Here is a 24,512-nt window from a genome sequence, read left to right on the forward strand (position 1 = left end):
ACATGACCGACCTTCCCGCCCCCGCCACCGCGGCAGCCACCACCACCGCCGTGCCGCCGGCCGTGCCGTTCTCGGCCGTGCCCGCGCCGTCGGGCCTGTACGACCCGGCCAACGACAAGGACGCCTGCGGCGTCGCCTTCGTCGCCGACGCCCGCGGCCGCCGCAGCCGCCGCATCGTCCAGGCCGGCCTCACCGCGCTGCACAACCTGGACCACCGCGGCGCCGCCGGGTCCGAGCCGAACTCCGGCGACGGCGCCGGCATCCTCACCCAGATCCCCGACGCGCTGCTGCGCGCCGAGGTCGACTTCGACCTGCCCCCGCTGGGCGAGTACTCCGTCGGCATCGCGTTCCTGCCGACCGACGAGGCCGAGCGCGCCGCCCGCCACGAGGACGTCGCCCGCCTGGCCGAGGAGGAGGGGCTCACCGTCCTGGGCTGGCGCGACGTGCCGGTCGACCCCGACGGCGCCGACCTCGGCCCCACGGCGCGGGCGGTCATGCCGCACTTCGCGCAGGTCTTCGTCGCCGAGACCATGGGCGGTCGGGCCGACGAGAAGGCCTTCGGCGGGAACGTCGTCTGCAACGGCGTGACCCGGCTGGAGCGCCGCTCGTTCGTGCTGCGCAAGCGCGCCGAGCGGGCCGCGGTGGACGCGGGCAGCTCGTTGTACATCACCTCGCTGTCGTCGCGGACCATCACCTACAAGGGCATGCTGACCACCGACCAGCTGCCGCTCTTCTTCCCCGACCTGCGCGACGAGCGCTACGAGTCGGCGATCGCGCTGGTGCACAGCCGCTTCTCGACCAACACCTTCCCGAGCTGGCCGCTGGCGCACCCGTTCCGCTTCATCGCGCACAACGGCGAGATCAACACCATCAAGGGCAACCGCAACCGCATGCGGGCGCGCGAGGCCAAGCTCGACACCCAGCTCTTCGACGGCCCGGCCGGCCCCGCCTCCGAGCTCGGGCTGGACCGGATCTTCCCGGTCACCGCGAGCGACTTCAGCGACTCGGCCACCTTCGACGAGGTGCTCGAGCTGCTGCACCTGTCGGGCCGCTCGCTGCCGCACGCGGTGCTGATGATGATCCCGGAGGCGTGGGAGAACCACGACGAGATGGACCCGGCCCGCCGGGCCTTCTACCGGTTCCACTCCTCGATCATGGAGCCCTGGGACGGCCCCGCGGCCGTCTGCTTCACCGACGGCACGCTCATCGGCGCGGTCCTGGACCGCAACGGGCTGCGCCCGGGCCGCTGGTGGCACACCCGCGACGACCTGGTCGTCATGGCCAGCGAGGTCGGCGTGCTCGACATCCCGGCCGCCGACGTCGTCGCCAAGGGCCGGCTGCAGCCGGGCCGGATGTTCCTCGTCGACACCGCCTCCGGGCGGATCGTCTCCGACGAGGAGGTCAAGGGCGCCCTGGCCACGGAGCACCCCTACGAGGACTGGCTGCACGCCGGCCTGGTGCACCTGCCGCAGCTGCCCGAGCGCCGCCGCTCGCGTCCCAGCCACGAGTCCGTCGTCCGCCGGCAGATGCTCTTCGGCTACACCGAGGAGGACCTGCGCATGCTGGTCACCCCGATGGCCGCCAGCGGCGCCGAGCCGATCGGCTCCATGGGCACCGACACCCCGATCGCGGCGCTGTCGGATCGCTCCCGGCTGCTCTACGACTACTTCGGGCAGCTGTTCGCCCAGGTGACCAACCCGCCGCTGGACGCCATCCGCGAGGAGCTGGTGACCAGCCTGGGCCGCACCTTCGGCCCGGAGCAGAACCTGCTGACCGCCACGCCGGCGTCCTGCCGGCAGGTGCACCTGCCGTTCCCGGTCATCGACAACGACGAGCTGGCCAAGATCCTGCACATCGACGACGACGGCGACCTGCCCGGTTACGCCGCCGTCCGGATCACCGGCCACTTCGACGTCAACGGCGGCGGCACCGCCCTGGCCGAGGCCGTCGAGCAGCTGCGGACCAAGGTCTCGAAGGCGATCTCGGCCGGCGCCCGGATCATCGTGCTCTCCGACCGCGACTGCGACGAGAAGCGCGCGCCGATCCCGTCGCTGCTGATGACCGCGGCGGTGCACCACCACCTGGTGCGGGAGAAGACCCGCATGGAGGTCGGGCTCGTCGTCGAGTCCGGCGACTGCCGCGAGGTCCACCACGTCGCCCTGCTGCTGGGCTACGGCGCCGCGGCGGTCAACCCGTACCTGGCGTTCGAGTCCATCGAGGACCTGATCCGCGACGGCGCCCTGACCGGCGTGGAGCCGGCGCAGGCCGTCCGCAACATGGTCAAGGCGCTGGGCAAGGGCGTCCTCAAGGTCATGAGCAAGATGGGCATCAGCACCGTCGGCTCGTACACGATGGCGCAGATCTTCGAGGCGGTCGGCCTCTCCCAGGAGCTCGTCGACGAGTACTTCACCGGCACCTCCTGCCCGCTGGGCGGCGTCGGCATCGACGTGCTCGCCGAGGAGGTGGCCATGCGCCACCGCCGCGCCTACCCGGAGAACCCGACGGAGCGGGCGCACCGCCGGCTGGAGACCGGCGGGGAGTACCAGTGGCGCCGCGAGGGCGAGGTGCACCTCTTCAGCCCCGAGACGGTGTTCCTGCTCCAGCACGCCACCCGGGCCCGGCAGTACGACGTCTTCGAGAAGTACACGCAGACGGTCGACAAGATGTCCGAGGAGGCCGCGACCCTGCGCGGGCTCTTCACGCTGAAGACGGGCGTGCGGCCGCCCGTGCCGCTCGACGAGGTCGAGCCGGTCAGCGAGATCGTCAAGCGCTTCAACACCGGTGCGATGAGCTACGGCTCGATCTCGCAGGAGGCGCACGAGACCCTCGCCATCGCGATGAACCGCCTGGGCGGGCGGTCGAACACCGGTGAGGGCGGCGAGGACCCCGACCGGTTCACCGCCGACCCGAACGGGGACCTGCGCCGCTCGGCGATCAAGCAGGTGGCGTCCGGCCGCTTCGGCGTCACCAGCGAGTACCTGGTCAACGCCGACGACATCCAGATCAAGATGGCGCAGGGCGCCAAGCCCGGCGAGGGCGGGCAGCTCCCCGGCGGCAAGGTGTACCCGTGGGTGGCGCGCACCCGGCACTCGACGCCGGGCGTGGGCCTGATCAGCCCGCCGCCGCACCACGACATCTACTCGATCGAGGACCTCAAGCAGCTCATCCACGACCTGAAGAACGCCAACGACGCGGCGAGGATCCACGTCAAGCTGGTCGCCGAGGTCGGCGTCGGGACGGTCGCGGCCGGGGTGAGCAAGGCGCACGCCGACGTCGTCCTGATCTCCGGGATGGACGGCGGCACGGGTGCGGCGCCTCTCACGTCGCTCAAGCACGCCGGCTCCCCCTGGGAGCTGGGGCTCGCCGAGACCCAGCAGACGCTCCTCGCCAACGGTCTGCGCGATCGGATCGTGGTGCAGGTCGACGGCCAGATGAAGACCGGCCGCGACGTCGTCGTGGCGGCGCTGCTCGGCGCCGAGGAGTTCGGCTTCGCCACCGCGCCGCTGGTCGTCTCCGGCTGCGTGATGATGCGGGTCTGCCACCTCGACACCTGCCCGGTGGGCGTGGCCACGCAGAACCCGGAGCTGCGCAAGCGCTTCACCGGCCGGCCGGAGTTCGTCGTCACCTTCTTCGAGTTCCTCGCCGAGCAGGTGCGGCACTACCTGGCCGAGCTGGGTTTCCGGTCCATCGACGAGGCGGTCGGCCACGCCGAGCTGCTCGACACCCGCCAGGCCGTCGACCACTGGAAGGCGCAGGGGCTGGACCTCTCGCCGGTCCTCGTCGTCCCGGAGCTGCCCGAGGGCACCCCGCGGCGCGCGGTCCGCGGTCAGGACCACGGCCTGGACGTCGCCCTGGACCAGACGCTGATCCAGCTGTGCGAGGGGGCGCTGCTCGACGCGCGGCCGGTCAGCCTCGAGCTGCCGGTGCGCAACGTCAACCGGACCGTCGGCACGATGCTGGGCTCGATGGTCACCCGCCGCTTCGGGGGCGAGGGGCTGCCCGACGGCACGATCGACCTCACCTTCGGCGGGTCGGCCGGCCAGTCCTTCGGCGCCTTCCTGCCCCGGGGCATCACCATGCGGCTCTTCGGCGACGCCAACGACTACGTCGGCAAGGGCCTGTCAGGCGGGCGGATCATCGTGCGGCCCTCCCGGGAGGCGCCGTTCCTCGCCGAGGACAACGTCATCGCCGGCAACGTCATCGGCTACGGCGCGACCAGCGGGGAGATCTTCCTGCGCGGCCGGGTCGGCGAGCGTTTCTGCGTGCGCAACTCCGGCGCGCTGGCGGTCGTCGAGGGCGTCGGTGACCACGCGCTGGAGTACATGACCGGCGGGCGCGCGGTGATCCTCGGGGCCACCGGCCGCAACATCGCGGCCGGCATGTCGGGTGGGATCGGCTACGTGCTCGACCTCGCGCGGCACCGGGTGAACCCCGAGATGGTGGACGTCGAGCCGCTGGACGTCGAGTCGGCGCAGTGGCTGCGCGACGTGCTCGTGCGCTACGCCGCCGACACGGAGTCCAGCGTGGCCGCCGCGCTGCTGGCCGACTGGGGTCGCTGGTCGGAGCGGTTCAGCGTGATCATGCCGCGCGACTACCGGCGGGCGCTGGAGGCCCGGCGCGCCGCCGAGGCCGCCGGCACCGACGTGGATCGAGCAGTGATGGAGGCAGCACGTGGCTGACCAGACCGGTTTCCTCAAGTACGAGCGCGCGCTGCCGCCGCGCCGGCCCGTGGAGGTCCGCCTCCTCGACTGGAAGGACGTCTACAGCCGGCGGGAGAACGGGGAGGACCCGCTCTTCCCGACGGCCGAGGTGCGCACCCAGGCGGCCCGCTGCATGGACTGCGGCATCCCCTTCTGCCACCACGCGTGCCCGGTGGCGAACCTGATCCCGGAGTGGAACGACCTGGCCCGCCGCGACGACTGGCAGGACGCCATCGAGCGGCTGCACGCGACCAACAACTTCCCGGAGTTCACCGGGAAGCTCTGCCCGGCGCCGTGCGAGGGCTCCTGCGTGCTGAACCTGCAGGAGTCGCCGGTCACCATCAAGCAGATCGAGTGGGAGATCATCGACCGCGCCTGGGACGAGGGCTGGGTCAGCCCCCAGACCCCGGCCGAGCGCACCGGCAAGAAGGTCGCCGTCGTCGGCTCCGGCCCCGCCGGGCTCGCCGCCGCCCAGCAGCTCACCCGGGCCGGGCACGATGTCACCGTCTACGAGCGGGCGGACCGCATCGGCGGCCTGCTCCGGTACGGCATCCCCGAGTTCAAGATGGAGAAGTCCGTCCTGGACCGGCGGCTGGACCAGATGCGCGCCGAGGGCACCCGGTTCGTCACCGGGGTCGACGTGGGCAGCGGCCGGGACGGCGACGTGACCGTCGAGCAGCTGCGGGGCGACTTCGACGCCGTCGTGCTCGCCGGCGGCGCGACCATCGGCCGCGACCTGCCCGCGCCCGGCCGGGAGCTGGCCGGCATCCACCTGGCCATGGAGTACCTGCCCTACGGCAACCGGCAGGCGCTCGGCGAGCTCGACGACCCGCCGATCAACGCGCACGGGAAGCACGTCGTGATCATCGGCGGTGGCGACACCGGCGCCGACTGCCTCGGCACCGCGCACCGGCAGGGCGCAGCCTCGGTCACCCAGCTCGAGATCATGCCGGCGCCCCCGGACCGGCGGGACCAGGCCAGCAACCCGTGGCCGACCTACCCGATGATCATGCGCGTCTCCAGCGCCCACGAGGAGGGCGGCGAGCGGCTCTACTCGGTCAACACCGAGCGCTTCGTCGGCGACGACTCCGGTCACGTGCGCGCCCTGCTGCTGCACGAGGTGGAGCGGGTCGACGGCCGGTTCCAGAAGATCGAGGGGACCGAGCGCGAGCTCCCCGCCGACCTGGTCTTCCTGGCCATGGGCTTCACCGGGGCCCAGCGGGAGGGGCTGGTCGACTCCCTCGGCGTGGAGGTCGACGGCCGCGGCAACGTGGTCCGCGACGACGAGTTCATGTCGACCGTCCCCGGCGTCTTCGTCGCCGGTGACATGGGGCGCGGCCAGTCGCTGATCGTCTGGGCCATCGCCGAGGGCCGGGCCGCGGCGGCCGGCGTCGACACCTGGCTGACGGGGGAGTCCGCGCTGCCCCGGCCGGTCACCCCCACCGCGGTCGCCCTGAGGTAGCCGAGACGCCGTCCTGCCACCGAGCACGCCCGAGGTGGACCGGTCGCGGGGCCCGGAGGGTCCCCGGCCGGTCCACGGGAAGCGGCTCAGCGGCAGTGGGGAACGGCACGAGGCCGCGGTGCGGTCGGGAGGATCGCGATGCCATAGCGTTATCGCCATGTCCCGCCGCGCGAAGATCGTCTGCACCCTCGGTCCGGCCACCAGCTCCCCCGAGCAGGTCACCGCCCTCGTCGAGTCGGGCATGGACGTCGCCCGGCTCAACTTCAGCCACGGCGCGCACGAGGACCACGCCGCCGCGTACCACCTGGTGCGGAAGGCCTCGGACAGCACCGGGCACGCCGTCGCCATCCTGGCCGACCTGCAGGGCCCCAAGATCCGCCTCGGCACGTTCGCCGACGGGCCGGTCACCTGGGCCACCGGCAGCCAGGTCTGCATCACCGTCGAGGACGTCGAGGGCACCGCCGAGCGGGTCTCGACCACCTACAAGGACCTCGCCAACGACGTCCGGGTCGGCGACCGGCTCCTGGTGGACGACGGCAACCTCTCGCTCAGCGTCGTCCGCGTCGAGGGGCCCGACGTCTACTGCCTGGTCGTCGAGGGCGGCAAGGTGTCGAACAACAAGGGGCTCTCGCTGCCCGGCGTCTCGGTGAGCGTGCCGGCGCTGTCGGACAAGGACGAGCGGGACCTGCGCTTCGCGCTGCACCTGGGCGTGGACTTCATCGCGCTCTCCTTCGTGCGCTCGCCCACCGACGTCGCCCTGGTCCGCGACATCATGCGCCAGGAGGACATCTTCGTCCCCGTCATCGCCAAGCTGGAGAAGCCGGAGGCGGTCCGCAACCTCGACGCGATCGTCGAGGCGTTCGACGGGATCATGGTCGCCCGCGGCGACCTCGGCGTGGAGCTGGCCCTGGAGCAGGTGCCGTTGGTGCAGAAGCGCGCCATCCAGGCCGCCCGCGAGCGGAACAAGCCCGTCATCGTGGCCACCCAGATGCTCGAGTCGATGATCACGAACTCGCGGCCGACCCGGGCGGAGGCCTCCGACGTCGCCAACGCCGTCCTCGACGGCGCCGACGCCGTCATGCTGTCGGGGGAGACCTCGGTGGGGCAGTACCCCATCGGCGCGGTCCGGACGATGGACCGGATCATCGAGGCCGTCGAGAGCGACCACCTGTGGGTGCCAGAGCTCGCGCGCCGCTCGCGCTCGCGGTCGGGGGCGATCGTGCGCGCCGCCCGGGACATCGGGGAGTCCCTCGACGTCAAGGCGCTGGCGACCTTCACGCAGACCGGGGAGACCGCCCGCCGGCTGGCCGCCCTGCACCCCCGGCAGCCGCTGCTCGCGTTCACGGTCGACGCCCGCGTCCGGAGCCTGCTGGCCCTCTCCTGGGGTGTCGAGACCTTCCTGGTGCCCGCGGTCGAGCACACCGACGACATGGTCGCCCAGGTGGACTTCTCGTTGCTGTCCATCGGCCGCCTGCAGGTGGGCGATCGCGTGGTCGTGGTCGCCGGCAGCCCGCCGAACACCGTCGGGTCCACCAACCTCATCCGCGTGCACGAGGTGGGTACCGACTCGTGAGCGGCGGGGCGGAGGACACCCAGGCGGCGGCGCTGCTGTCGGTGCTGGACCTGACCGAGCGGGAGCCGGACGTCTTCGTCGGCAAGACGCCGAGCAGCGAGCGGCAGCGCATCTTCGGCGGCCAGGTCGCCGGCCAGGCGCTCGTGGCCGCGGGGCGCACCGTGCCGGCCGGGCGGGGCGTGCACTCGCTGCACTCCTACTTCCTCCGGCCCGGCGACCCCTCGGAGGAGATCCGCTACTCCGTCGACCGCATCCGGGACGGGCGCTCCTTCTCGACGCGGCGGGTGATCGCCTGCCAGCGGCGCAAGGGCGAGGACGTCGCGATCTTCGCGCTCACCGCGGACTTCCACGTCGGCGAGCCGGCCGTGGCCGAGCACTCCCTCCCGATGCCGCAGGTGGCCGGTCCCGCGGAGATGATCGGCACCGAGGAGATCGTCGCCCGGCACGGCGCGCGGGCCGCCTTCATGGCCGCCATGGGACGGGTCGTCGAGCAGCGCTTCCTGCACGACCCGTTCGCGGCGCCGCCCAAGTCACCGCCGCACACGCAGTCCTGGACCTGGTTCCGGGTGGCCGGCGAGCTGCACGACGACCCCGTGGTGCAGGCGGCCGCGCTGACCTTCGTGAGCGACCTGACGCTGCTCTCGGCCGGGTTCGCGCGTCTCGGCGGCGGCTGGCCCGACTTCATCGGCGCGAGCCTCGACCACGCCGTGTGGTTCCACCGTCCGGTGCGCGCGGACGACTGGCTGCTCTACGAGACCGACAGCCCGGCGGCCGCGGCCGGCCGGGCGCTGTGCCTCGGCCAGATCTGGGCCGCCGACGGCACGCACGTGGCGACCGTCGCCCAGGAGGGGCTGATCCGGTCCCCGGAGCGCTGAGCGCCGCTCCGGGGACCGTGCCGGTGCCCCGGCCGATCAGACGGGGTTCGCGACGTCCTCGCCGGCCGGCTCGGTGACCGGCGCGTCCGTCGGCCGGCCCGGTGCCTGCTCGTCGGCGCCCTGCTCGTCGGCGCCCTGCTCGTCGGCGCCCTGCTCGTCGGCCGGCGCCTGCTCGCGCTCCGCCCGCTCCCGCTCCGCGTGCTCCCGCTCCGCTCGCTCGCGCTCGGCGGCCCGGGCCGCGGCCTGCTCCTCGGCCTGCGCGGCGAAGTCGGCGGCGAGCCAGTCGTGGCCCTCGACGAGGAGCGCCCACGCCCGCTCGACGTGCGCCCGCGTGGTCGCCGGCGAGCCGATCGCGACGCGGAGGACCGCTTCCCGCCGGACCGTGGTGTGGGTCAGGAAGACCTCGCCGCCGTCGTTGAGGCGGTCCAGCAGCGTCATCGTCGCGACGTCGGCGTCCACCCCGACCGGCCACCGCGGCTTGAGGCAGACCAGCGAGAGCGGGTGCGGGGCGACGACGTCGAACCGCTCGTCGGCCGCGGCCCAGCCGGCGAGCTCCTGGGCGAGGGCGACGTGGCCGCGCACGTGGGCGCGCAACCCCTCGGCGCCGTACCAGCGGAGGACGAACCAGAGCTTGAGGGCGCGGAACCGGCGGCCCAGCTCGATCTGCCAGTCCCGGTAGTCGACGACGGCCCCGGCATCGGTGGCGGCGTTGCGGAGGTAGTCGGGGAGGATCGACAGCGCGCCGGTGAGGGCCGCGCGGTCGGCGACCCAGAAGAGCGTCGCGTCGAAGCCGGTGAGCAGCCACTTGTGGGCGTCGGTGGTGTAGCTGTCGGCCCACTCGACCCCGGCCTGCAGCTCGCGCAGCTCGGGCGCGACCGCGCTGACGCCGGCGTACGCGGCGTCGACGTGCAGCCAGACCCCGAAGCGCTGGCAGATCGGCCCGATCGCGGCGAGGGGGTCGACCGCGGTGGTGGAGGTGCTGCCCACCGTGGCGCAGACCAGCACGGGCCGGTACCCGCGGGCGACGTCGCGCTCGAGCCGTGCGGCGAGCGCGGCGGGGTTCATGGCGAGCTCGCCGTCGACCTCGACGATCCGGACCGCCTCGGTCCCGAGCCCGGCGATGCGGACGGCCTTCTCCATGGAGGAGTGCGTCTCGCTGGAGACGTAGACGGTGGCGCGGTCCGGCTGCACGCCCTGGCGGACGGTCGCCCCGCCGCTGGCCCGGTGCAGCGCGGCGAGCAGGGCCACGAGGTTGGCCCCGGAGCTGGAGTCCTGGACGACGCCGCCGCCGGTGCCGGTGGAGAGGAACGAGTCGGGGAGCCCGAGGAGCCCGGCGAACCAGTCCATGACGTGCTGCTCGAGCTCGGTGGCCGCTGGGCTGGTCACCCACGACATGCCCTGCACCCCGAGGCCGGCGGAGACCAGGTCGCCCAGCACCGAGGGGCCGGAGGTGTTCGCCGGGAAGTAGCCGAGGAAGCCGGGGTGCTGCCAGTGGGTCACGCCCGGGAGGACGACCCGGTCGAGGTCGGCGAGCACCGCGGCGAAAGGCTCGCCCTGCTCCGGCGGCTGCTCCGGCAGCATGGCCCGGACGTCGCCGGGGGAGACCTGCGAGCGCACCGGGAAGGAGCCGATGCGCGCCCAGTAGTCGGCGATCCAGTCGACCACCTCGTGGCCGTGCTGCCGGAACTGCTCGGGCGTCATGTGCGGCGCGGGCTCGGTCACAGGGCCACGGTAGGGGGATCGTGGCGAGGGGGGCCCGGAGGGTCCCGCGTAGCCGCGATGGACGCGCTCGTCGCAGCGGGGGAGCGGCACGTGGGCGCGGTGTCGTCCGGAGGACGACGGACCACGAGGACGACGGATCACACGGTGCCCCCGGTGCGACTCGAACGCACACTGCGCGGGTTTTGAATCCGCTCCCTCTGCCGATTGGGGTACGGGGGCGTGCCGGGTGCGACCGGCGCCCGAGAAGAGTAGCCGGGCGGTGCTCCCCGGCTGACGCCGATAGGCTCCACCCCCGTGAGCAGCGAGCCGATCCGTGTCCTGATCGCCGAGGACGAGGCACTCATCCGTCTGGACCTCAAGGAGATGCTCGAGGAGGAGGGGTACAGCGTCGTCGCGGAGGTCGGCGACGGGCAGCAGGCCGTGGAACGCGCCGAGGAGCTGCGCCCCGACCTGGTGATCCTCGACATCCAGATGCCGGTGCTCGACGGCCTGTCGGCCGCGGAGCGGATCGCCTCGGCCCGCACCGCGCCGGTCATCGTGCTCACGGCCTTCAGCCAGCGCGAGCTGGTGGAGCGGGCCCGCGACGCCGGCGCCATGGCCTACCTGGTCAAGCCGTTCTCCAAGAACGACCTCGTGCCGGCCATCGAGGTGGCGCGCGGCCGGTTCGCCGAGATGACCGCGCTCGACGGCGAGGTGCGCACGCTGGAGGAGCGCCTGGAGACGCGCAAGGTCGTCGAGCGGGCGAAGGGCCGGCTCATGGCCGAGCAGGGCATGACCGAGGCCGAGGCCTTCCGCTGGATCCAGCGCACCGCCATGAACCAGCGGACGAGCATGAAGGCTCTGGCGGAGTCGGTCCTGGCGGCGGCGACGGCCGACGAGGGCCCTGCCTGACCCCTGATCGCCTCCCCGCTGCGCCCGCCGGGCGGCAGGGTCGTGCGGCCTCGCGCGGCGTGTTTCCTGGTCCACGGTGCGGACGGCGAGGTCACGACCTCATCACGGTCGTTGCGCATGAGGGTGCAACCCCCAGTGCGGAAGCTAGGTTCTGCGCACTGATCGGCGCCCGGTCGGTGGTCGTCGCGTACGCGCGCCGGCGCCCGGGTGCACTGATGACACTGGGAGTTGCTTGATGCGCACTGGCACTACTGCCCGCAGCATCGCCGTCACCGGTGCTGCCCTGCTGGCGCTGACCGCCTGCGGTGGCGGCGACGAGGGCGGCACGTCGGCCGAAGGTGGCGGCGGCGGCGAAGGCGAGAAGCAGGTCAACGTCTACGGCACCGACGGCAACATGGGCAACGCGCTCGGGGAGTCGTTCTCGGAGCAGGGTGCCCTCGCCGGTATGCGGGGCACCACGCCGCTCACCGAGCTGGGCACGGAGTTCACCGACCGGCTGCTGGAGATCGACCCGGACCTCCAGGACTTCAACTACGCCGGCGAGACCTATGACGCGATCATGATCTCCGCGATCGCCGCGCAGCTGGCCGGCAGCACCGACCCGGCCGTCTTCGCCCCCTACATCAACGGGGTCACCTTCGGCGGCGAGGCCTGCGAGGACTTCGCCTCCTGCAAGGAGATCGTCGACGGCGGGGGCAACCCCGACTACGAGGGCGTCTCCGGTCCGCTGGCCTTCGCCGAGCCCGGTGAGCCGTCGGTCGCCAGCTTCGGCATCCTGCAGTTCGGCGAGGACAACACGATCGCCGCCGACGAGACGCAGTACGTGCTCGCCGGTGACGAGGCCAACGCCGCGTCCGACGAGGGACCGGCCCCGGCCGCTCCCGGCGCCACCGCGACCGACCCGCTGGTCATCGGCACGCTGCTGCCGCAGACCGGTGACCTGGCCTTCCTCGGCCCCCCGGAGATCGCCGGCGCCGACCTGGCCGTCCAGGAGATCAACGAGGCCGGTGGGGTCCTCGGCCAGCCGGTCCAGCTGATCCAGCGTGACTCCGGTGACACCTCGACCGACATCGCCACCCAGTCGGTCGACGCGCTGCTGCAGCAGAACGTCGACGTCATCGTCGGTGCGGCCTCCTCGGCCGTCACCCGCACGGTCATCGACAAGATCACCGGCGCCGGTGTCGTGCAGATCTCGCCGGCCAACACGTCGGACGAGTTCACGTCGTACAACGACAACGGGCTGTACTTCCGCACCGCCCCGCCGGACACGCTGCAGTCGCGTGCCCTCGCCGACCTCATCATCGAGGACGGCGCGAACACGGTGGGCATCCTGGCCCGCAACGACTCCTACGGCACCGGCCTGGCGGAGAACACCGTCGAGAACCTGGTGAGCAGCGGGCTCTCGGAGGACAGCATCGAGCTGGTCATCTACGACCCCACGGCGTCCAACTACGACGCCGAGATCCAGGACATGGTGGAGCTGAACCCCGACGCGATCGTGGTCATCGGCTTCGACGAGTCGGCACGGATCATCGAGGGTCTGAACTCGCAGGGCATCGGCCCGGCGCGCGGCTGACCCGGCCGGCGGATCGCTGATCCGCGCACGGCCAGCAGGAGCCCGGCACCGCATCGCGGTGCCGGGCTCCTGCGCGTCCGCCCGCCGCCGGCCGCGGCCGCACCCCGGCGATGCGCAGGACGACGACGGCGCCGGCAACCCCGTGGGGGTCACCGGCGCCGTCGTCGTGCGCGCGGGAGGTGCTAGTGCGCCTTGGCGAGGGTCCCCAGGTAGAGCTCGATGACCTTGGGGTCGTGCATGAGCGACTCGCCGGTCGCGGTGTAGGCGTTGCGGCCCTGGTCCAGGACGTAGCCGCGGTCGCAGATCTGCAGGCAGCGCCGGGCGTTCTGCTCGACCATGATGATCGAGACCCCGGTCGCGTTGATCCGGCGGCACCGGATGAAGACCTCGTCCTGGTAGGCGGGGGAGAGGCCCGCCGAGGGCTCGTCGAGCAGCAGCACCGACGGCTCCATCATCAGCGCCCGCCCCATGGCGACCATCTGGCGCTCACCGCCCGAGAGCGAGCCGGCCTTGATGCGGCGACGCTCGCCGAGCATGGGGAACAGCTCGGCGACGTAGTCGAACCGCTCCCTGAACGCCTTGGGGCGCAGGTAGGCGCCCATCTGCATGTTCTCCTCGATGGTGAGCGAGGGGAACACGTTGTTGTTCTGCGGCACGTACCCGACGCCCAGGGACACCAGCCGGTGTGCGGGTGCGGAGGTGATGTCCTCCCCGCGCAGCGTGACCGCGCCCGACCGGACCGGGATCAACCCGAAGAGCGTCTTGAGCAGCGTCGACTTCCCGGCCCCGTTCGGGCCGATGATGCCGACGAGCTCGCCCTCCTGCAGGTAGAAGTCGCAGCCGTTGAGGATGTTGACGCCGGGCACGTAGCCCGCGACGAGCTCGTCGGCGCGCACCAGGGCGCCCTCCGCGAGCCTGCTGTGCTCGGGGCGCGTCGCGGCGAGCTCGGCGGGGGAGAGGCCGGTGGTCGCGCCGTCGCGGTCGCCCGCGGCGTCGGTGGCCGCCGGGGCGTCGCCGCCCTGGTCGACCGGACGGTCGAACTCGTACTCGGGGTTCGTGCTGGTGCGGGGGTCCTTGCCCGCTCCCGGATCGATCGTCATCGGTCGCCGCCCTTCCGGTGCGTGCCCTCGGAGCCCAGGACGTCCCCGTCCCGGGTGTTCTGCCGCGCGATCGCCTCCTCGGCCTCGGCGAGCTGCGCCTCCTCCTCCTCGACGGTGAGGGGGGCGTCGTGGTGGGCGCCGAGGTAGGCGTCGACCACGGCCTGGTTCTGGCTGATCGACTCCGGCGGGCCCTCGGCGATCACGTTGCCCGCGGCCATCACGACGACCCAGTCGCTGATGTCGCGGACGACGTCCATGTCGTGCTCCACGAAGATGACCGTCATGCCCTGCTCGCGCAGGTCCTTGACGTGGCCGAGCAGGCTCTGCGTCAGGGCGGGGTTCACCCCGGCCATCGGCTCGTCCAGCATGACGACCTTCGGGTCGCTCATCAGCGCCCGTGCCATCTCCAGCAGCTTGCGCTGCCCACCGGAGAGAGTGCCGGCGAACTCGTCCTTCTTGGTGTCGAGCTTGAAGCGGCGCAGCAGCTCGAGCGCCTTCTCGGTGTTGGCCTTCTCCTGCGCCCGCCACAGGCCGGGCACCAGCGCGGAGAAGAAGCCCTCACCCTTCTGGCCCTGGGCGCCGAGCAGCATGTTCTGCAGCACGGTGAGCCGGGACAGCGCCTTGGTGAGCTGGAAGGTGCGGACGACGCCGAGGCGGGCGACCTGGTGCGAGGGCAGCTTGCCCAGCGGGCGGCCGTCGAAGGACCAGGTGCCGCCGTCGGGCTGGTCGAACCCGGTGAGCAGGTTGAACAGCGTGGTCTTGCCGGCGCCGTTCGGGCCGATCAGCCCGGTGATGCCGCCGCGCTGGATCTCCAGGTGGTCGACCGAGACGGCGGTCAGGCCGCCGAAGGTGCGGGTCACCCCGTCGACGACGATCGTCGGGTCCGGCTTGGCGACGCCGACCTCCCACGGGATGTCCCGCAGGGCTGCCTGGGCGAGCCGCTGCGGCGCGGCGCCGGTGGACGCGGCGTGCGCGCCGGTGGGGATGGGCTCAGCGGGCATCGAGCATCACCTCTCGTCGGTCACCGAAGATGCCCTGCGGCCGGAACACCAGCAGCAGGATCAGCCCCAGACCGATGATGACGAAGCGGATCTGTGCGACGTCGGTCGTCGAGAGCAGGCCCTCGGGGATGACGCCGGTCTGGATGAGGCTCCGGAGACCGGAGTCGGCGAACTGGATGATGAAGTACATCAGCATGGCGCCGGCGACGGGACCGAGCACGCGCGCCGCGCCACCGAGGATGAGCGCGCCGTAGGCGAGGAACGTGTTGGCGTTCTGGTACTGGTCCGGCGTGGCCGAGCCCGTGCCGAGGGCGTAGATCATGCCGCCCAGCGCCCCGAAGACGCCACCGAGGACCAGCGCCTGCATCTTGTAGACGTACACGTTCTTGCCGAGGGCGCGCACGGCGTCCTCGTCCTCGCGGATCGACTTCACGACCCGGCCCCACGGGCTGCGGACCAGGCCCCAGATGAGCAGGCAGGCCAGGGCGACCAGGGTCCAGCCCACCGCGGTCACCCACAGGTCCGCGCCGCTCCAGAAAGTGCCCAGCAGCCGGTACCGGCGGCTGGTGTCCCACGGGGCGAGCTCGACGAAGGCGTTGTTGAAGCCGGAGATGCCGCGGGAGCCGTTGGTGACCGGCGTCGCGGAGACCGATCGGAAGAGCAGGCGGAGCCCCTCCGCCGTCGCGATGGTCGCGATGGCCAGGTAGTCGGCGCGCAGCCGCAGCGTGGGCAACCCGAGGAGCAGGGCGAGGAGGACGGCGCCGGCGATGCCGATGGCCACGCCGACCCAGAAGTTCAGCCCCCACTGGCTGACCGAGACCGCGATGCCGTAGGCGCCGACCATCGCGAAGGCGATCTGGCCGAAGTTGAGCAGCCCGGTGTACCCGAACTGCATGTTGATGCCGAGCGCCAGCAGGGCCAGGAACACGGCCTGGAAGCCGAGGCCCGCCTTGACGGCGATCGCCAGTGCGTCGATGAACTCACCCATTGCTCAACCCACCCGAACCCGGCTGCCGAGGATGCCCTGCGGCCGCACCATGAGGATCACGATCAGCAGCAGCAGCCCGCCGACGTACTTGATGTCGTTGGGGATGACCAGCGTGGACATCTGCACGAAGACGCCCACGACGATGCTGCCGACCAGGGCGCCGTAGGCAGTGCCGAGCCCGCCCAGGGTGACGCCGGCGAACATCAGGAGCAGCAGGCGGAAGCCCATGTCCCACTGCACCTCGTCGGAGAGGCCGAGCAGCACGCCGCCCAGGGCCGCGAGTGCGCCGCCCATCATCCAGACGACCAGGATGACCCGGTTGACGTCGATGCCGGAGGAGGCCGCGAGGTCGCGGTTGTCGGCGACGGCGCGCATCGCCTTGCCGATGCTGGTGCGCTGCAGCATGAGCGCGACCAGCACGAGCACGACGAGGGCGATGACGATCGAGTAGAGGTCCTTGTCCGTCAGGTTGAAGGGGCCGTAGTCGACCGCCCGCTGGCCCCGGTAGTCGGCGTAGGCCTCGGAGCTGCCGCCGAAGAAGATCTGGTAGCCGTAGCGGAGCAGCAGCGACAGGCCGATGGAGATGACCAGCGCGGCCACCAGCCCGGTGCCCCGCCGCCGCAGCGGCCGCCACAGCAGCCGCTCGTTGGCCGCGCCGATGAGGGCGCCGATGAGCATGGCCAGCAGGGCGGCCGGGATGAGCGGCACCCCGCCGTCGACGTTGATGAACCAGGCGACGATCGCCCCGATGGTGACCAGCTCGCCGTGCGCGAAGTTGGTGAGCCCCGTGGTGCCGAAGATGAGCGAGAGGCCGACGGCGGCCATGGCGATCAGCAGCCCGAAGCGCAGGCCGTCGACCAGGAGCTGGATCCAGAGGACCGTGCCGCCCCCGGAGTTCCGGCTGCCGTCGTCCAGGCCGATGATGACGCCCTGGTTGCGGCCGGCGTCGACGGTGACGGTGCGGCTGTTGCCCGCGGCGAACTCCACGCCCTCGGGCAGCGCGTCCTCGGGGACGGTGACCGTGTACTCGCCGGGGCCGGGCACCTCCACGGAGAAGCGGCCGTTCTCGTCGGTCTCGTCGGTGCCGACCTCGTCACCGTCGGGGGTCGTGACGACGACCTCGACCCCTTCGATCGGTCCGCTGAGGCTGGTGCGCAGGGTGCCCGAGACGGACTCCCCCTGGGCGTGGGCGACACCGGGGGTCAGCGTGGCCAGGCCGGCGGTGAACAGCGCGACCAGCAGCAGGTGCAGGGCGGTGAGGCCCCTGCGGCGCGCTGCACCGGCCGGCGTCCGAGACCCTGCTCGCGCGGGCCTGCTTCGTCGACCGTGCCGGCGGACACGGCCCGTCGGGTGCGTCACTCGACCTCCTCGGCGGATTCGTTGAGGTCGGAACCTAACGCAGTTGCCGGGTCCTGCCGCCACCATGCGCCGAGCTGTGACCTTTCCGCGACACGCCGTGGCGCCCGGGTCGCGCACAGTGGTGAAGCACCGGCGCGGTCGGGTGACGGGTGGCTCAGCCCCCGTCGCGGCCGGCCGGGCGCCGCGCGGCGAGGGTCATGCAGGTCAGCCGCGCGGTGGCGGTGCGCCGTCCCTGGTCGTCGGTGACGTCGATGAGGAAGGTGGAGAGCGTGCGGCCCCGGCGCACCGGCGTGCAGACGGCGGTCACCGTGCCCGCGGTCGCCGCGCGGAGGTAGCTGACGTTGAGCTCGATGCCGACGACCTGCCGGTCCGGGCCGGCGCCCACGGCCGCGGCCATCGACCCGATCGTCTCCGCGAGCGTGCAGGTGGCGCCGCCGTGCAGGAGGCCGAAGGGCTGCTCGTTGCCCGCGACCGGCATCGTCGCGACCAGCCGGTCGGGGTTCCAGTCGGTGATCCGCACGCCGAGCTTGTCGTCGAGAGGGCTGCTGATGCCGTCGGGCAGCCAGTCCGGGGGAGGGGTGCTCACGGCACGGCACGGTAGTGGCCCCGTCGCAGGGACCCGCGGCGAGCGTGCGAGTCGTGGGGGCGACGGAGTCCTTTCACTACGATCGGCGGCGATGTCCGCTCCGGTCTCCACCTCCGCGCCCGCCGCCCCTTCGAGCCCGGGCACCCGCCCGCGGCTGCTGCTCCTCGACGGGCACTCGCTGGCCTACCGGGCGTTCTTCGCGCTGCCGGTGGAGAACTTCTCGACCACCACGGGCCAGCCGACGAACGCCGTCTACGGCTTCACGTCGATGCTGATCAACATCCTGCGCGACGAGCAGCCCACGCACCTCGCCGTCGCCTTCGACGTCGGCCGGAAGACGTTCCGGAGCGAGATCTTCGCCGAGTACAAGGCCAACCGCGCCGAGAGCCCGACCGACTTCCGCGGGCAGGTCAGCCTCGTGCAGGAGGTGCTCGGCGCGCTGCGCGTCCCGGTCATCACCGCCGAGGGCTACGAGGCCGACGACGTCATCGCCACGCTCACCGTGCAGGCCGTCGAGCAGGGCATGGACGTGCTGATCGCCACCGGCGACCGCGACGCCCTGCAGCTGGTCAACGAGCACGTCACCGTGCTGTACCCGCGCAAGGGCGTCTCGGACATGACGCGCTTCACGCCGGAGGAGGTCGAGACCAAGTACGGCCTGTCGCCCGCGCAGTACCCCGACTTCGCGGCGCTGCGGGGCGACCCCAGCGACAACCTGCCCAGCATCCCGAGCGTCGGCGAGAAGACCGCCGCCAAGTGGGTGCGCGAGTACGGCTCGCTGGACGCCCTCGTCGACCAGGTGGACACCGTCAAGGGCAAGGTGGGGGAGAAGCTGCGCGAGCACCTCTCCTCCGTGCTGCAGAATCGGCGGCTCACCGAGCTGGACCGGCAGGTGCCGCTGGAAGTGGGGCCGGCCGACCTCGCCGTCCAGCCGTGGGACCGCAACGAGGTGCACACCCTCTTCGACAACCTGCAGTTCCGCGTGCTCCGCGACCGGCTCTTCGCCACCCTCACCAGCGCCGAGCCGGAGGTCGAGGGCGGCTTCGACGTCACCGTCGACGAGGTGCCGGCCGGCGGGCTGGGCGCCTGGCTCGACGCGCACGCCCGCACCGGCCGCACCGGTGTGATCTTCCGCGGCACCTGGGGGCGCGGCGCCGGCGAGCTGACCGGCCTGGCCCTGGCGGCGGCCGACGACCACACCGCCTTCGTCGACCTGGGCCCGGCCCTGGACGTCGCGGACGAGCAGGCGCTGGCCGCCTGGCTCGCCGACGCCGACCGGCCGAAGGTGGTGCACGAGGTCAAGGGCCCGCTGCTGGCGATCTGGGCCCGCGGCTGGGAGCTCGCCGGGGTGGTCAGCGACACCGCGCTCGCCGCCTACCTCGCGTTGCCGGGGCAGCGCTCCTTCGACCTCGGCGACCTGGCGGTCCGCTACCTGCGCCGGGAGCTCAAGGACGCCGCCGAGCCGGAGGAGCAGCTGACCCTCGACGGCCTGGGCCCCAGCGAGGACGACGTCGCCGCCGAGGCCGCGAAGGCCGACGTCCTCAAGGCCGTGGCGGTCAACGACCTCTCCGACGCGCTCGAGCAGGTGCTCGGCCAGCGCGGCGGCGGCCACCTGCTCGGCGAGATCGAGCTGCCGCTGACGTTCGTGCTGGGCCGCATGGAGCACCGAGGAATCGCCGCCGACCTGGAATTCCTGCACGAGCTGCAGCGGGAGTTCGCCGAGGGGGTCGCCGCCGCGGCGGCCGAGTGCTACGCCGTCATCGGCCGCGAGGTGAACCTCGGCTCGCCCAAGCAACTGCAGATCGTGCTCTTCGACGAGCTCGGCCTGCCCAAGACGAAGAAGAACAAGACCGGCTACACCACCGACGCCGAGGCGCTGACCAACCTGCTCGCCCAGACCGGGCACCCGTTCCTCGAGCACCTCATGCGCCACCGCGACGTCACCCGGCTGCGCACCGTCATCGACGGGCTGATCCCCATGGTCGACGACGCCGGGAGGATCCACACCACCTTCCAGCAGACCATCGCGGCGACCGGGCGGCTCTCCTCGACCGACCCGAACCTGCAGAACATCCCGATCCGCACCGCCGAGGGCCGACGGATCCGCCAGGCCTTCGTCGTCGGGCAGGGCTACGAGTCGCTGATGACGGCCGACTACAGCCAGATCGAGATGCGGATCATGGCGCACCTCTCGGGCGACGAGGGGCTCATCGAGGCCTTCATGTCGGGGGAGGACCTGCACTCCTTCGTCGCCTCGCGCGCGTTCGACATCCCGATCGAGGAGGTCGACCCGGAGATGCGCCGCCGGATCAAGGCGATGAGCTACGGGCTGGCCTACGGGCTCTCCGCCTACGGGCTGTCCGGGCAGCTGCGCATCTCCGTCGAGGAGGCGCGCGAGCAGATGCACGCCTACTTCGAGCGCTTCGGCGGCATCCGCGACTACCTCGACGGCGTCGTGGACGACGCCCGCCAGACCGGCTACACCGAGACGACCCTGGGCCGGCGGCGCTACCTGCCCGACCTCACCAGCGACAACGGGCAGCGCCGGCAGATGGCCGAGCGCATGGCGCTCAACGCCCCCATCCAGGGCTCCGCGGCCGACGTCATCAAGGTGGCGATGCTGAACGTGGAGAAGGCGATCGCTGCCGAGGGGCTGGCCTCGCGGATGCTGCTGCAGGTCCACGACGAGCTCGTGCTCGAGGTCGCGCCGGGGGAGAAGGAGGCCCTGGACGAGCTGGTCCGCCGGGAGATGGCGGGCGCCGCGCAGCTGTCGGTGCCGCTCGAGGTCTCCGTCGGCGTCGGCGCGAGCTGGGACGCCGCGGCCCACTGACGGCAGGCGTCCCGCGTTACAGGCTGTTGTCGATCCGGGCCGGTCGGCCCGTCGGATGTGTCACGGGCCGCTCCCTGGCCCACACCGGGTCCATGGGCTTCCCCGCACCTTCCGGTCCGACCCGTCCACCGGTCCCCGCCTGGCTCGCCACGTCCTCGGCCGTGGGCGGCCGGCTGCTCGTGCTCGCCGTCCTGCTGTGGCTCCTCGCGGGCTTCGCGGTCAAGCTGACGCTGCCCCTGGTGGCCGTCCTCATCGCGCTGCTCGTCGCCGGCATCCTGACGCCGCTCGTGGAGTGGTCGCACGGTCGCGGGGCGCCGCGCTGGCTGGCCGCGGGCGGGGCGGTGCTGCTCCTGGTCGGCGTCCTCGGTGCCGTGCTCCTGGCCCTGGGTGCGCGCATCTCCGGCCAGCTGCCCCGGTTGCGGGAGCAGTTCCAGCAGGTCGCCTCGGACCTGTCGCAGCGCTTCGGCGTCGAGCTGCCGGGTCTCGGCTCTGCCGGCTCCGGCGGGGGCGGATCGGGCGGTGGTACCACCGCCGGCGACCTGCTCGCCCCCGCGCGGACGGTGGCCGAGGTGGTGGTCGGCGCCTTCCTGGTCGTCGCCCTGGCCTACCTCTTCCTGCACGGTGGCCCGGGGATCTGGCGCTGGCTGCTGGGGAAGTTCGGCGGCCGGCTGCGGGAGGACGTCGACGCCGGCGGCCGCGCGGCCTGGACCACCGTGGGTGGCTACGTCCGCGGCCTGACGATCGTGGCGCTCTTCGACGCGGTGGGCATCGGGGTCGGCCTGCTGGTCATCGGGGTCCCGCTGGCGCTGACCCTCGCGGCGCTGCAGTTCCTGGCGTCCTACATCCCGACGATCGGCGCCTTCGTCGCGGGGCTGGTCGCCGTCGTCGTCGCCTACGCCTCCGGGGGGCTGGCCACCGCCGCGCTGGTCCTGGGGCTGGTCGTGGTCGTGCAGCAGCTCGGCAACTCGTTCGTGGAGCCCTACGTGATGCGCAACCGGCTGCCCCTCAACGCCGCGACGGTGCTGCTCGCGGTCACCGTCGGGGGGGTGCTGTGGGGGATCGCCGGGGCGCTGCTGTTCGTGCCGCTGGCCGCCGCGATCTCCGCCGCCGCCCACGAACTGTGGGTGCGGCACGGGCGCCGGCCCGTCGCGGGCGGGTGACCCCTCACGCGGGCGCGCGGCAGACCAGGATCAGCGTGCCCGGGACCAGGGCGCCGCGCTCGGGGGACCACTGCCCCCAGCTCTCCGTGCGGCCGGGCGTCCACTCCGGCTCGACCAGGTCCTCCAGCACCAGACCGGCGCCCACGACGGCGCGCACCCAGTCGCCCACGGTGCGGTGGTGCTCCACGTAGACGGCCCGGCCGCCGTCGTCGGTCTCCACGTAGGGGGTGCGGTCGAAGTAGGAGGAGACGATCCGCAGGTCCTCCGGGTCGGGGGAGTCGGGGAACGGCCAGCGCATCGGGTGGTTGACCGACGCGACGAAGCGCCCACCCGGTCGCAGCACCCGGGCCACCTCCCGCAGCGCCCCCTCGACGTCGGCGACGAACGGCAGCCCGCCGAACGCCGAGCAGGCCAGGTCGACGCTGGCACCGGCCAGCGGGAGCGCACCGGCGTCGGCCTGCAGCAGCGGGACGTCGACGCCGGTGGAGCGGTTGAGCTCGGCGGCGTGCGCGAGCATCCCGGCCGAGAGGTCCATCGCCACGACCTCGGCGCCCGCGGTCCGCAGCCACCGGGCGCACGGCGCCGAGCCGCAGCCGATCTCCAGCACCCGGCGGCCGGCGACCTCGCCCAGCAGGTGCGCGTCCGCCTCGCGCAGGCCCTCGGGGCACCACAGGAAGTCGGCGTCACCGAGGTCGGAGCCGTGCTCGGCGAGGTACGCCGGCGCCGCCGCGTCCCACCACCGGCGGTTGGCCCGCGCCGACTCCTCGGTGCCGGCGGCGCGGCGGGCCACCCCGCCCGCCGCGGGGTAGCCGTCGCTGCCGAGGGGGAGGCCCGGGCCGGCGGAGGGTGCGCTCATGACACGCCGATCGTGACACGCCGCCGGCCGGGGAAGACCGGTCGCACCCAGGTGGACCGCGCGCGCCCGGCGTCCGTACCATGGAGAGGCGCCAGAGGTCTGTCGTGCCCTTCCCCTTCGGGAATGCCCGCGCCGGTTCTCCCCGCTGTACCTCCCCGCGGTCCGACGGCCGCGGGTCGTCCTGTCCCTACGCATAAACCGTCCGGAGCAACCAACCACATGACCTCCACTCAGGTCCGTCCTTCCAGCACCCCCCAGGTCGCCATCAACGACATCGGCACCGCCGAGGACTTCCTCGCGGCGATCGACCAGACGATCAAGTACTTCAACGATGGCGACATCGTCGAGGGCGTCATCGTCAAGGTGGACCGGGACGAGGTGCTGCTGGACATCGGCTACAAGACCGAGGGCGTCATCCCCTCGCGCGAGCTGTCCATCAAGCACGACGTCGACCCCAACGAGGTCGTGAGCGTCGGCGACGAGGTGGAAGCCCTGGTCCTCCAGAAGGAGGACAAGGAAGGGCGGCTGATCCTCTCCAAGAAGCGTGCGCAGTACGAGCGCGCCTGGGGCACGATCGAGGCCAAGAAGGAAGCCGACGAGGTCGTCACCGGCACCGTCATCGAGGTCGTCAAGGGTGGCCTCATCCTCGACATCGGCCTCCGCGGGTTCCTCCCCGCCTCGCTGGTCGAGATGCGTCGCGTCCGCGACCTGCAGCCCTACGTGGGCCGCGAGCTCGAGGCGAAGATCATCGAGCTCGACAAGAACCGCAACAACGTCGTCCTCTCGCGCCGCCAGTGGCTGGAGCAGACGCAGTCCGAGGTGCGCAGCGAGTTCCTCAACAAGCTCGCCAAGGGCCAGGTGCGCTCGGGTGTCGTCTCCTCGATCGTCAACTTCGGTGCGTTCGTGGACCTGGGCGGCGTCGACGGCCTCGTGCACGTCTCCGAGCTGTCCTGGAAGCACATCGACCACCCGTCCGAGGTCGTCGAGGTGGGCCAGGAGGTCACCGTCGAGGTCCTCGACGTCGACCTGGACCGCGAGCGGGTCTCCCTGTCGCTGAAGGCGACGCAGGAGGACCCGTGGCGTCAGTTCGCCCGCACGCACCAGATCGGGCAGGTCGTCCCCGGCAAGGTCACCAAGCTGGTCCCCTTCGGTGCGTTCGTGCGCGTCGACGAGGGCATCGAGGGCCTGGTGCACATCTCCGAGCTGGCCGAGCGCCACGTGGAGATCCCGGAGCAGGTCGTGCAGGTCGGCGACGAGATCCTGGTCAAGGTCATCGACATCGACCTGGACCGCCGCCGGATCTCGCTGTCGCTCAAGCAGGCCAACGAGGGTGTCGTCGGCGACGAGGAGACCTTCGACCCGGCCGCCTACGGCATGGCCGCCTCCTACGACGAGCAGGGCAACTACATCTACCCCGAGGGCTTCGACGCCGAGACCGGCGAGTGGCTCGAGGGCTACGACGAGGCCCGCGAGACGTGGGAGCGGCAGTACGCCGAGGCCCAGGCCCGCTTCGAGGCGCACCGCAAGCAGATCGCGGCGGCCAAGGAGGCCGACGCCGAGGCTGCGGCCGGCGGCAGCTACTCCAGCGCCGAGCCCACGCCGGACGCCCCGAGCACCGGTGGCACGCTCGCCAGCGACGAGGCGCTCGCCGCGCTGCGCGCGAAGCTGGCCGGCGGGGAGTGATCTGAGGGTCTGAGACCCGCAGGCACCGCACGTCGGAGGCCCAGGACCCGGTGGTCCTGGGCCTCTGGCGTTCCCGGGCCCGGCGACCATTCGGGAGCGGCGGGTGCACCGAACTGCGCGAGCACGACGAAGGCCCGTGGACGGTGTCCA

Annotated in this window: 16 protein-coding genes and 1 tRNA gene; 9 read left to right on the forward strand and 8 right to left on the reverse strand. The window is 72.4% G+C overall.

Annotated elements, in window-relative coordinates:
• The first annotated feature begins 2 nt into the window (after positions 1 to 2).
• The 4 genes from gltB (at position 3) to ACI792_RS06785 (ending at position 8,610) form a co-directional block, all read left to right on the forward strand.
• Positions 3 to 4,679 (forward strand): glutamate synthase large subunit, encoded by a 4,677-nt coding sequence (gene gltB, locus ACI792_RS06770; RefSeq protein WP_456601929.1) that lies wholly within the window; start codon positions 3 to 5, stop codon positions 4,677 to 4,679.
• Positions 4,672 to 6,162 carry a glutamate synthase subunit beta gene (locus ACI792_RS06775; RefSeq protein ID WP_456601930.1) on the forward strand — a complete coding sequence of 497 codons (1,491 nt, stop codon included), beginning with the start codon at positions 4,672 to 4,674 and terminating at the stop codon, positions 6,160 to 6,162. Before gltB ends, ACI792_RS06775 begins: the two co-directional genes overlap by 8 nt.
• A 157-nt stretch (positions 6,163 to 6,319) precedes the next feature.
• Positions 6,320 to 7,735 (forward strand): pyruvate kinase, encoded by a 1,416-nt coding sequence (gene pyk, locus ACI792_RS06780; RefSeq protein ID WP_456601931.1) that lies wholly within the window; start codon positions 6,320 to 6,322, stop codon positions 7,733 to 7,735.
• A complete protein-coding gene (locus tag ACI792_RS06785) occupies positions 7,732 to 8,610 on the forward strand; it encodes an acyl-CoA thioesterase (RefSeq protein ID WP_456601932.1) in 879 nt (292 codons plus the stop codon). Before pyk ends, ACI792_RS06785 begins: the two co-directional genes overlap by 4 nt.
• Positions 8,611 to 8,646: 36 nt before the next feature.
• Here the strand turns inward: ACI792_RS06785 and ACI792_RS06790 are convergent, their stop codons facing one another.
• Both ACI792_RS06790 and ACI792_RS06795 read right to left on the reverse strand, forming a co-directional pair.
• Positions 8,647 to 10,332: a pyridoxal-dependent decarboxylase gene (locus ACI792_RS06790; protein ID WP_456601933.1), complete on the reverse strand. Its 1,686-nt coding sequence runs from the start codon at positions 10,330 to 10,332 to the stop codon at positions 8,647 to 8,649.
• Between the two features lie 145 nt (positions 10,333 to 10,477).
• Positions 10,478 to 10,551 (reverse strand) — tRNA-Leu (locus ACI792_RS06795).
• 75 nt (positions 10,552 to 10,626) lie between these two features.
• Here ACI792_RS06795 and ACI792_RS06800 point away from each other — a divergent pair.
• Together ACI792_RS06800 and ACI792_RS06805 are read left to right on the forward strand one after the other, a co-directional pair.
• Positions 10,627 to 11,223: an ANTAR domain-containing response regulator gene (locus tag ACI792_RS06800; protein ID WP_456601934.1), complete on the forward strand. Its 597-nt coding sequence runs from the start codon at positions 10,627 to 10,629 to the stop codon at positions 11,221 to 11,223.
• Between the two features lie 235 nt (positions 11,224 to 11,458).
• Positions 11,459 to 12,799, forward strand: a complete 1,341-nt coding sequence (locus ACI792_RS06805) for an ABC transporter substrate-binding protein (protein WP_456601935.1) — start codon at positions 11,459 to 11,461, stop codon at positions 12,797 to 12,799.
• A 182-nt stretch (positions 12,800 to 12,981) separates the two neighbouring features.
• Here the strand turns inward: ACI792_RS06805 and ACI792_RS06810 are convergent, their stop codons facing one another.
• The 5 genes from ACI792_RS06810 to ACI792_RS06830 all read right to left on the reverse strand — a co-directional run bounded on the left by ACI792_RS06810 (position 12,982) and on the right by ACI792_RS06830 (position 17,833).
• On the reverse strand, positions 12,982 to 13,899 hold the full coding sequence (locus tag ACI792_RS06810) for an ABC transporter ATP-binding protein (protein ID WP_456601936.1): 918 nt from the start codon (positions 13,897 to 13,899) through the stop codon (positions 12,982 to 12,984).
• On the reverse strand, positions 13,896 to 14,900 hold the full coding sequence (locus ACI792_RS06815) for an ABC transporter ATP-binding protein (RefSeq protein ID WP_456601937.1): 1,005 nt from the start codon (positions 14,898 to 14,900) through the stop codon (positions 13,896 to 13,898). Before ACI792_RS06815 ends, ACI792_RS06810 begins: the two co-directional genes overlap by 4 nt.
• Positions 14,890 to 15,888: a branched-chain amino acid ABC transporter permease gene (locus ACI792_RS06820; protein WP_456601938.1), complete on the reverse strand. Its 999-nt coding sequence runs from the start codon at positions 15,886 to 15,888 to the stop codon at positions 14,890 to 14,892. The genes ACI792_RS06815 and ACI792_RS06820 overlap by 11 nt, the downstream gene beginning before the upstream one ends.
• A 3-nt stretch (positions 15,889 to 15,891) precedes the next feature.
• On the reverse strand, positions 15,892 to 17,247 hold the full coding sequence (locus ACI792_RS06825) for a branched-chain amino acid ABC transporter permease (protein WP_456601939.1): 1,356 nt from the start codon (positions 17,245 to 17,247) through the stop codon (positions 15,892 to 15,894).
• Between the two features lie 154 nt (positions 17,248 to 17,401).
• Positions 17,402 to 17,833 (reverse strand): PaaI family thioesterase, encoded by a 432-nt coding sequence (locus tag ACI792_RS06830; protein ID WP_456601940.1) that lies wholly within the window; start codon positions 17,831 to 17,833, stop codon positions 17,402 to 17,404.
• 91 nt (positions 17,834 to 17,924) lie between these two features.
• Between ACI792_RS06830 and polA the strand changes: the two genes are divergently transcribed.
• A complete protein-coding gene (gene polA / locus ACI792_RS06835) occupies positions 17,925 to 20,663 on the forward strand; it encodes a DNA polymerase I (RefSeq protein ID WP_456601941.1) in 2,739 nt (912 codons plus the stop codon).
• 161 nt (positions 20,664 to 20,824) lie between these two features.
• A complete protein-coding gene (locus tag ACI792_RS06840) occupies positions 20,825 to 21,823 on the forward strand; it encodes an AI-2E family transporter (protein ID WP_456601942.1) in 999 nt (332 codons plus the stop codon).
• Positions 21,824 to 21,827: 4 nt separating this feature from the next.
• Here ACI792_RS06840 and ACI792_RS06845 read toward each other — a convergent pair whose 3' ends face one another.
• Entirely contained in the window at positions 21,828 to 22,679 is an 852-nt protein-coding gene (locus ACI792_RS06845; protein WP_456601943.1) for a class I SAM-dependent methyltransferase, read from the reverse strand.
• A gap of 219 nt (positions 22,680 to 22,898) precedes the next feature.
• Between ACI792_RS06845 and rpsA the strand changes: the two genes are divergently transcribed.
• Positions 22,899 to 24,362 carry a 30S ribosomal protein S1 gene (gene rpsA / locus ACI792_RS06850; protein WP_456582562.1) on the forward strand — a complete coding sequence of 488 codons (1,464 nt, stop codon included), beginning with the start codon at positions 22,899 to 22,901 and terminating at the stop codon, positions 24,360 to 24,362.
• Positions 24,363 to 24,512: the final 150 nt, after the last annotated feature.

The sequence above is a fragment of the Blastococcus sp. SYSU DS0669 genome (genome assembly GCF_054050895.1).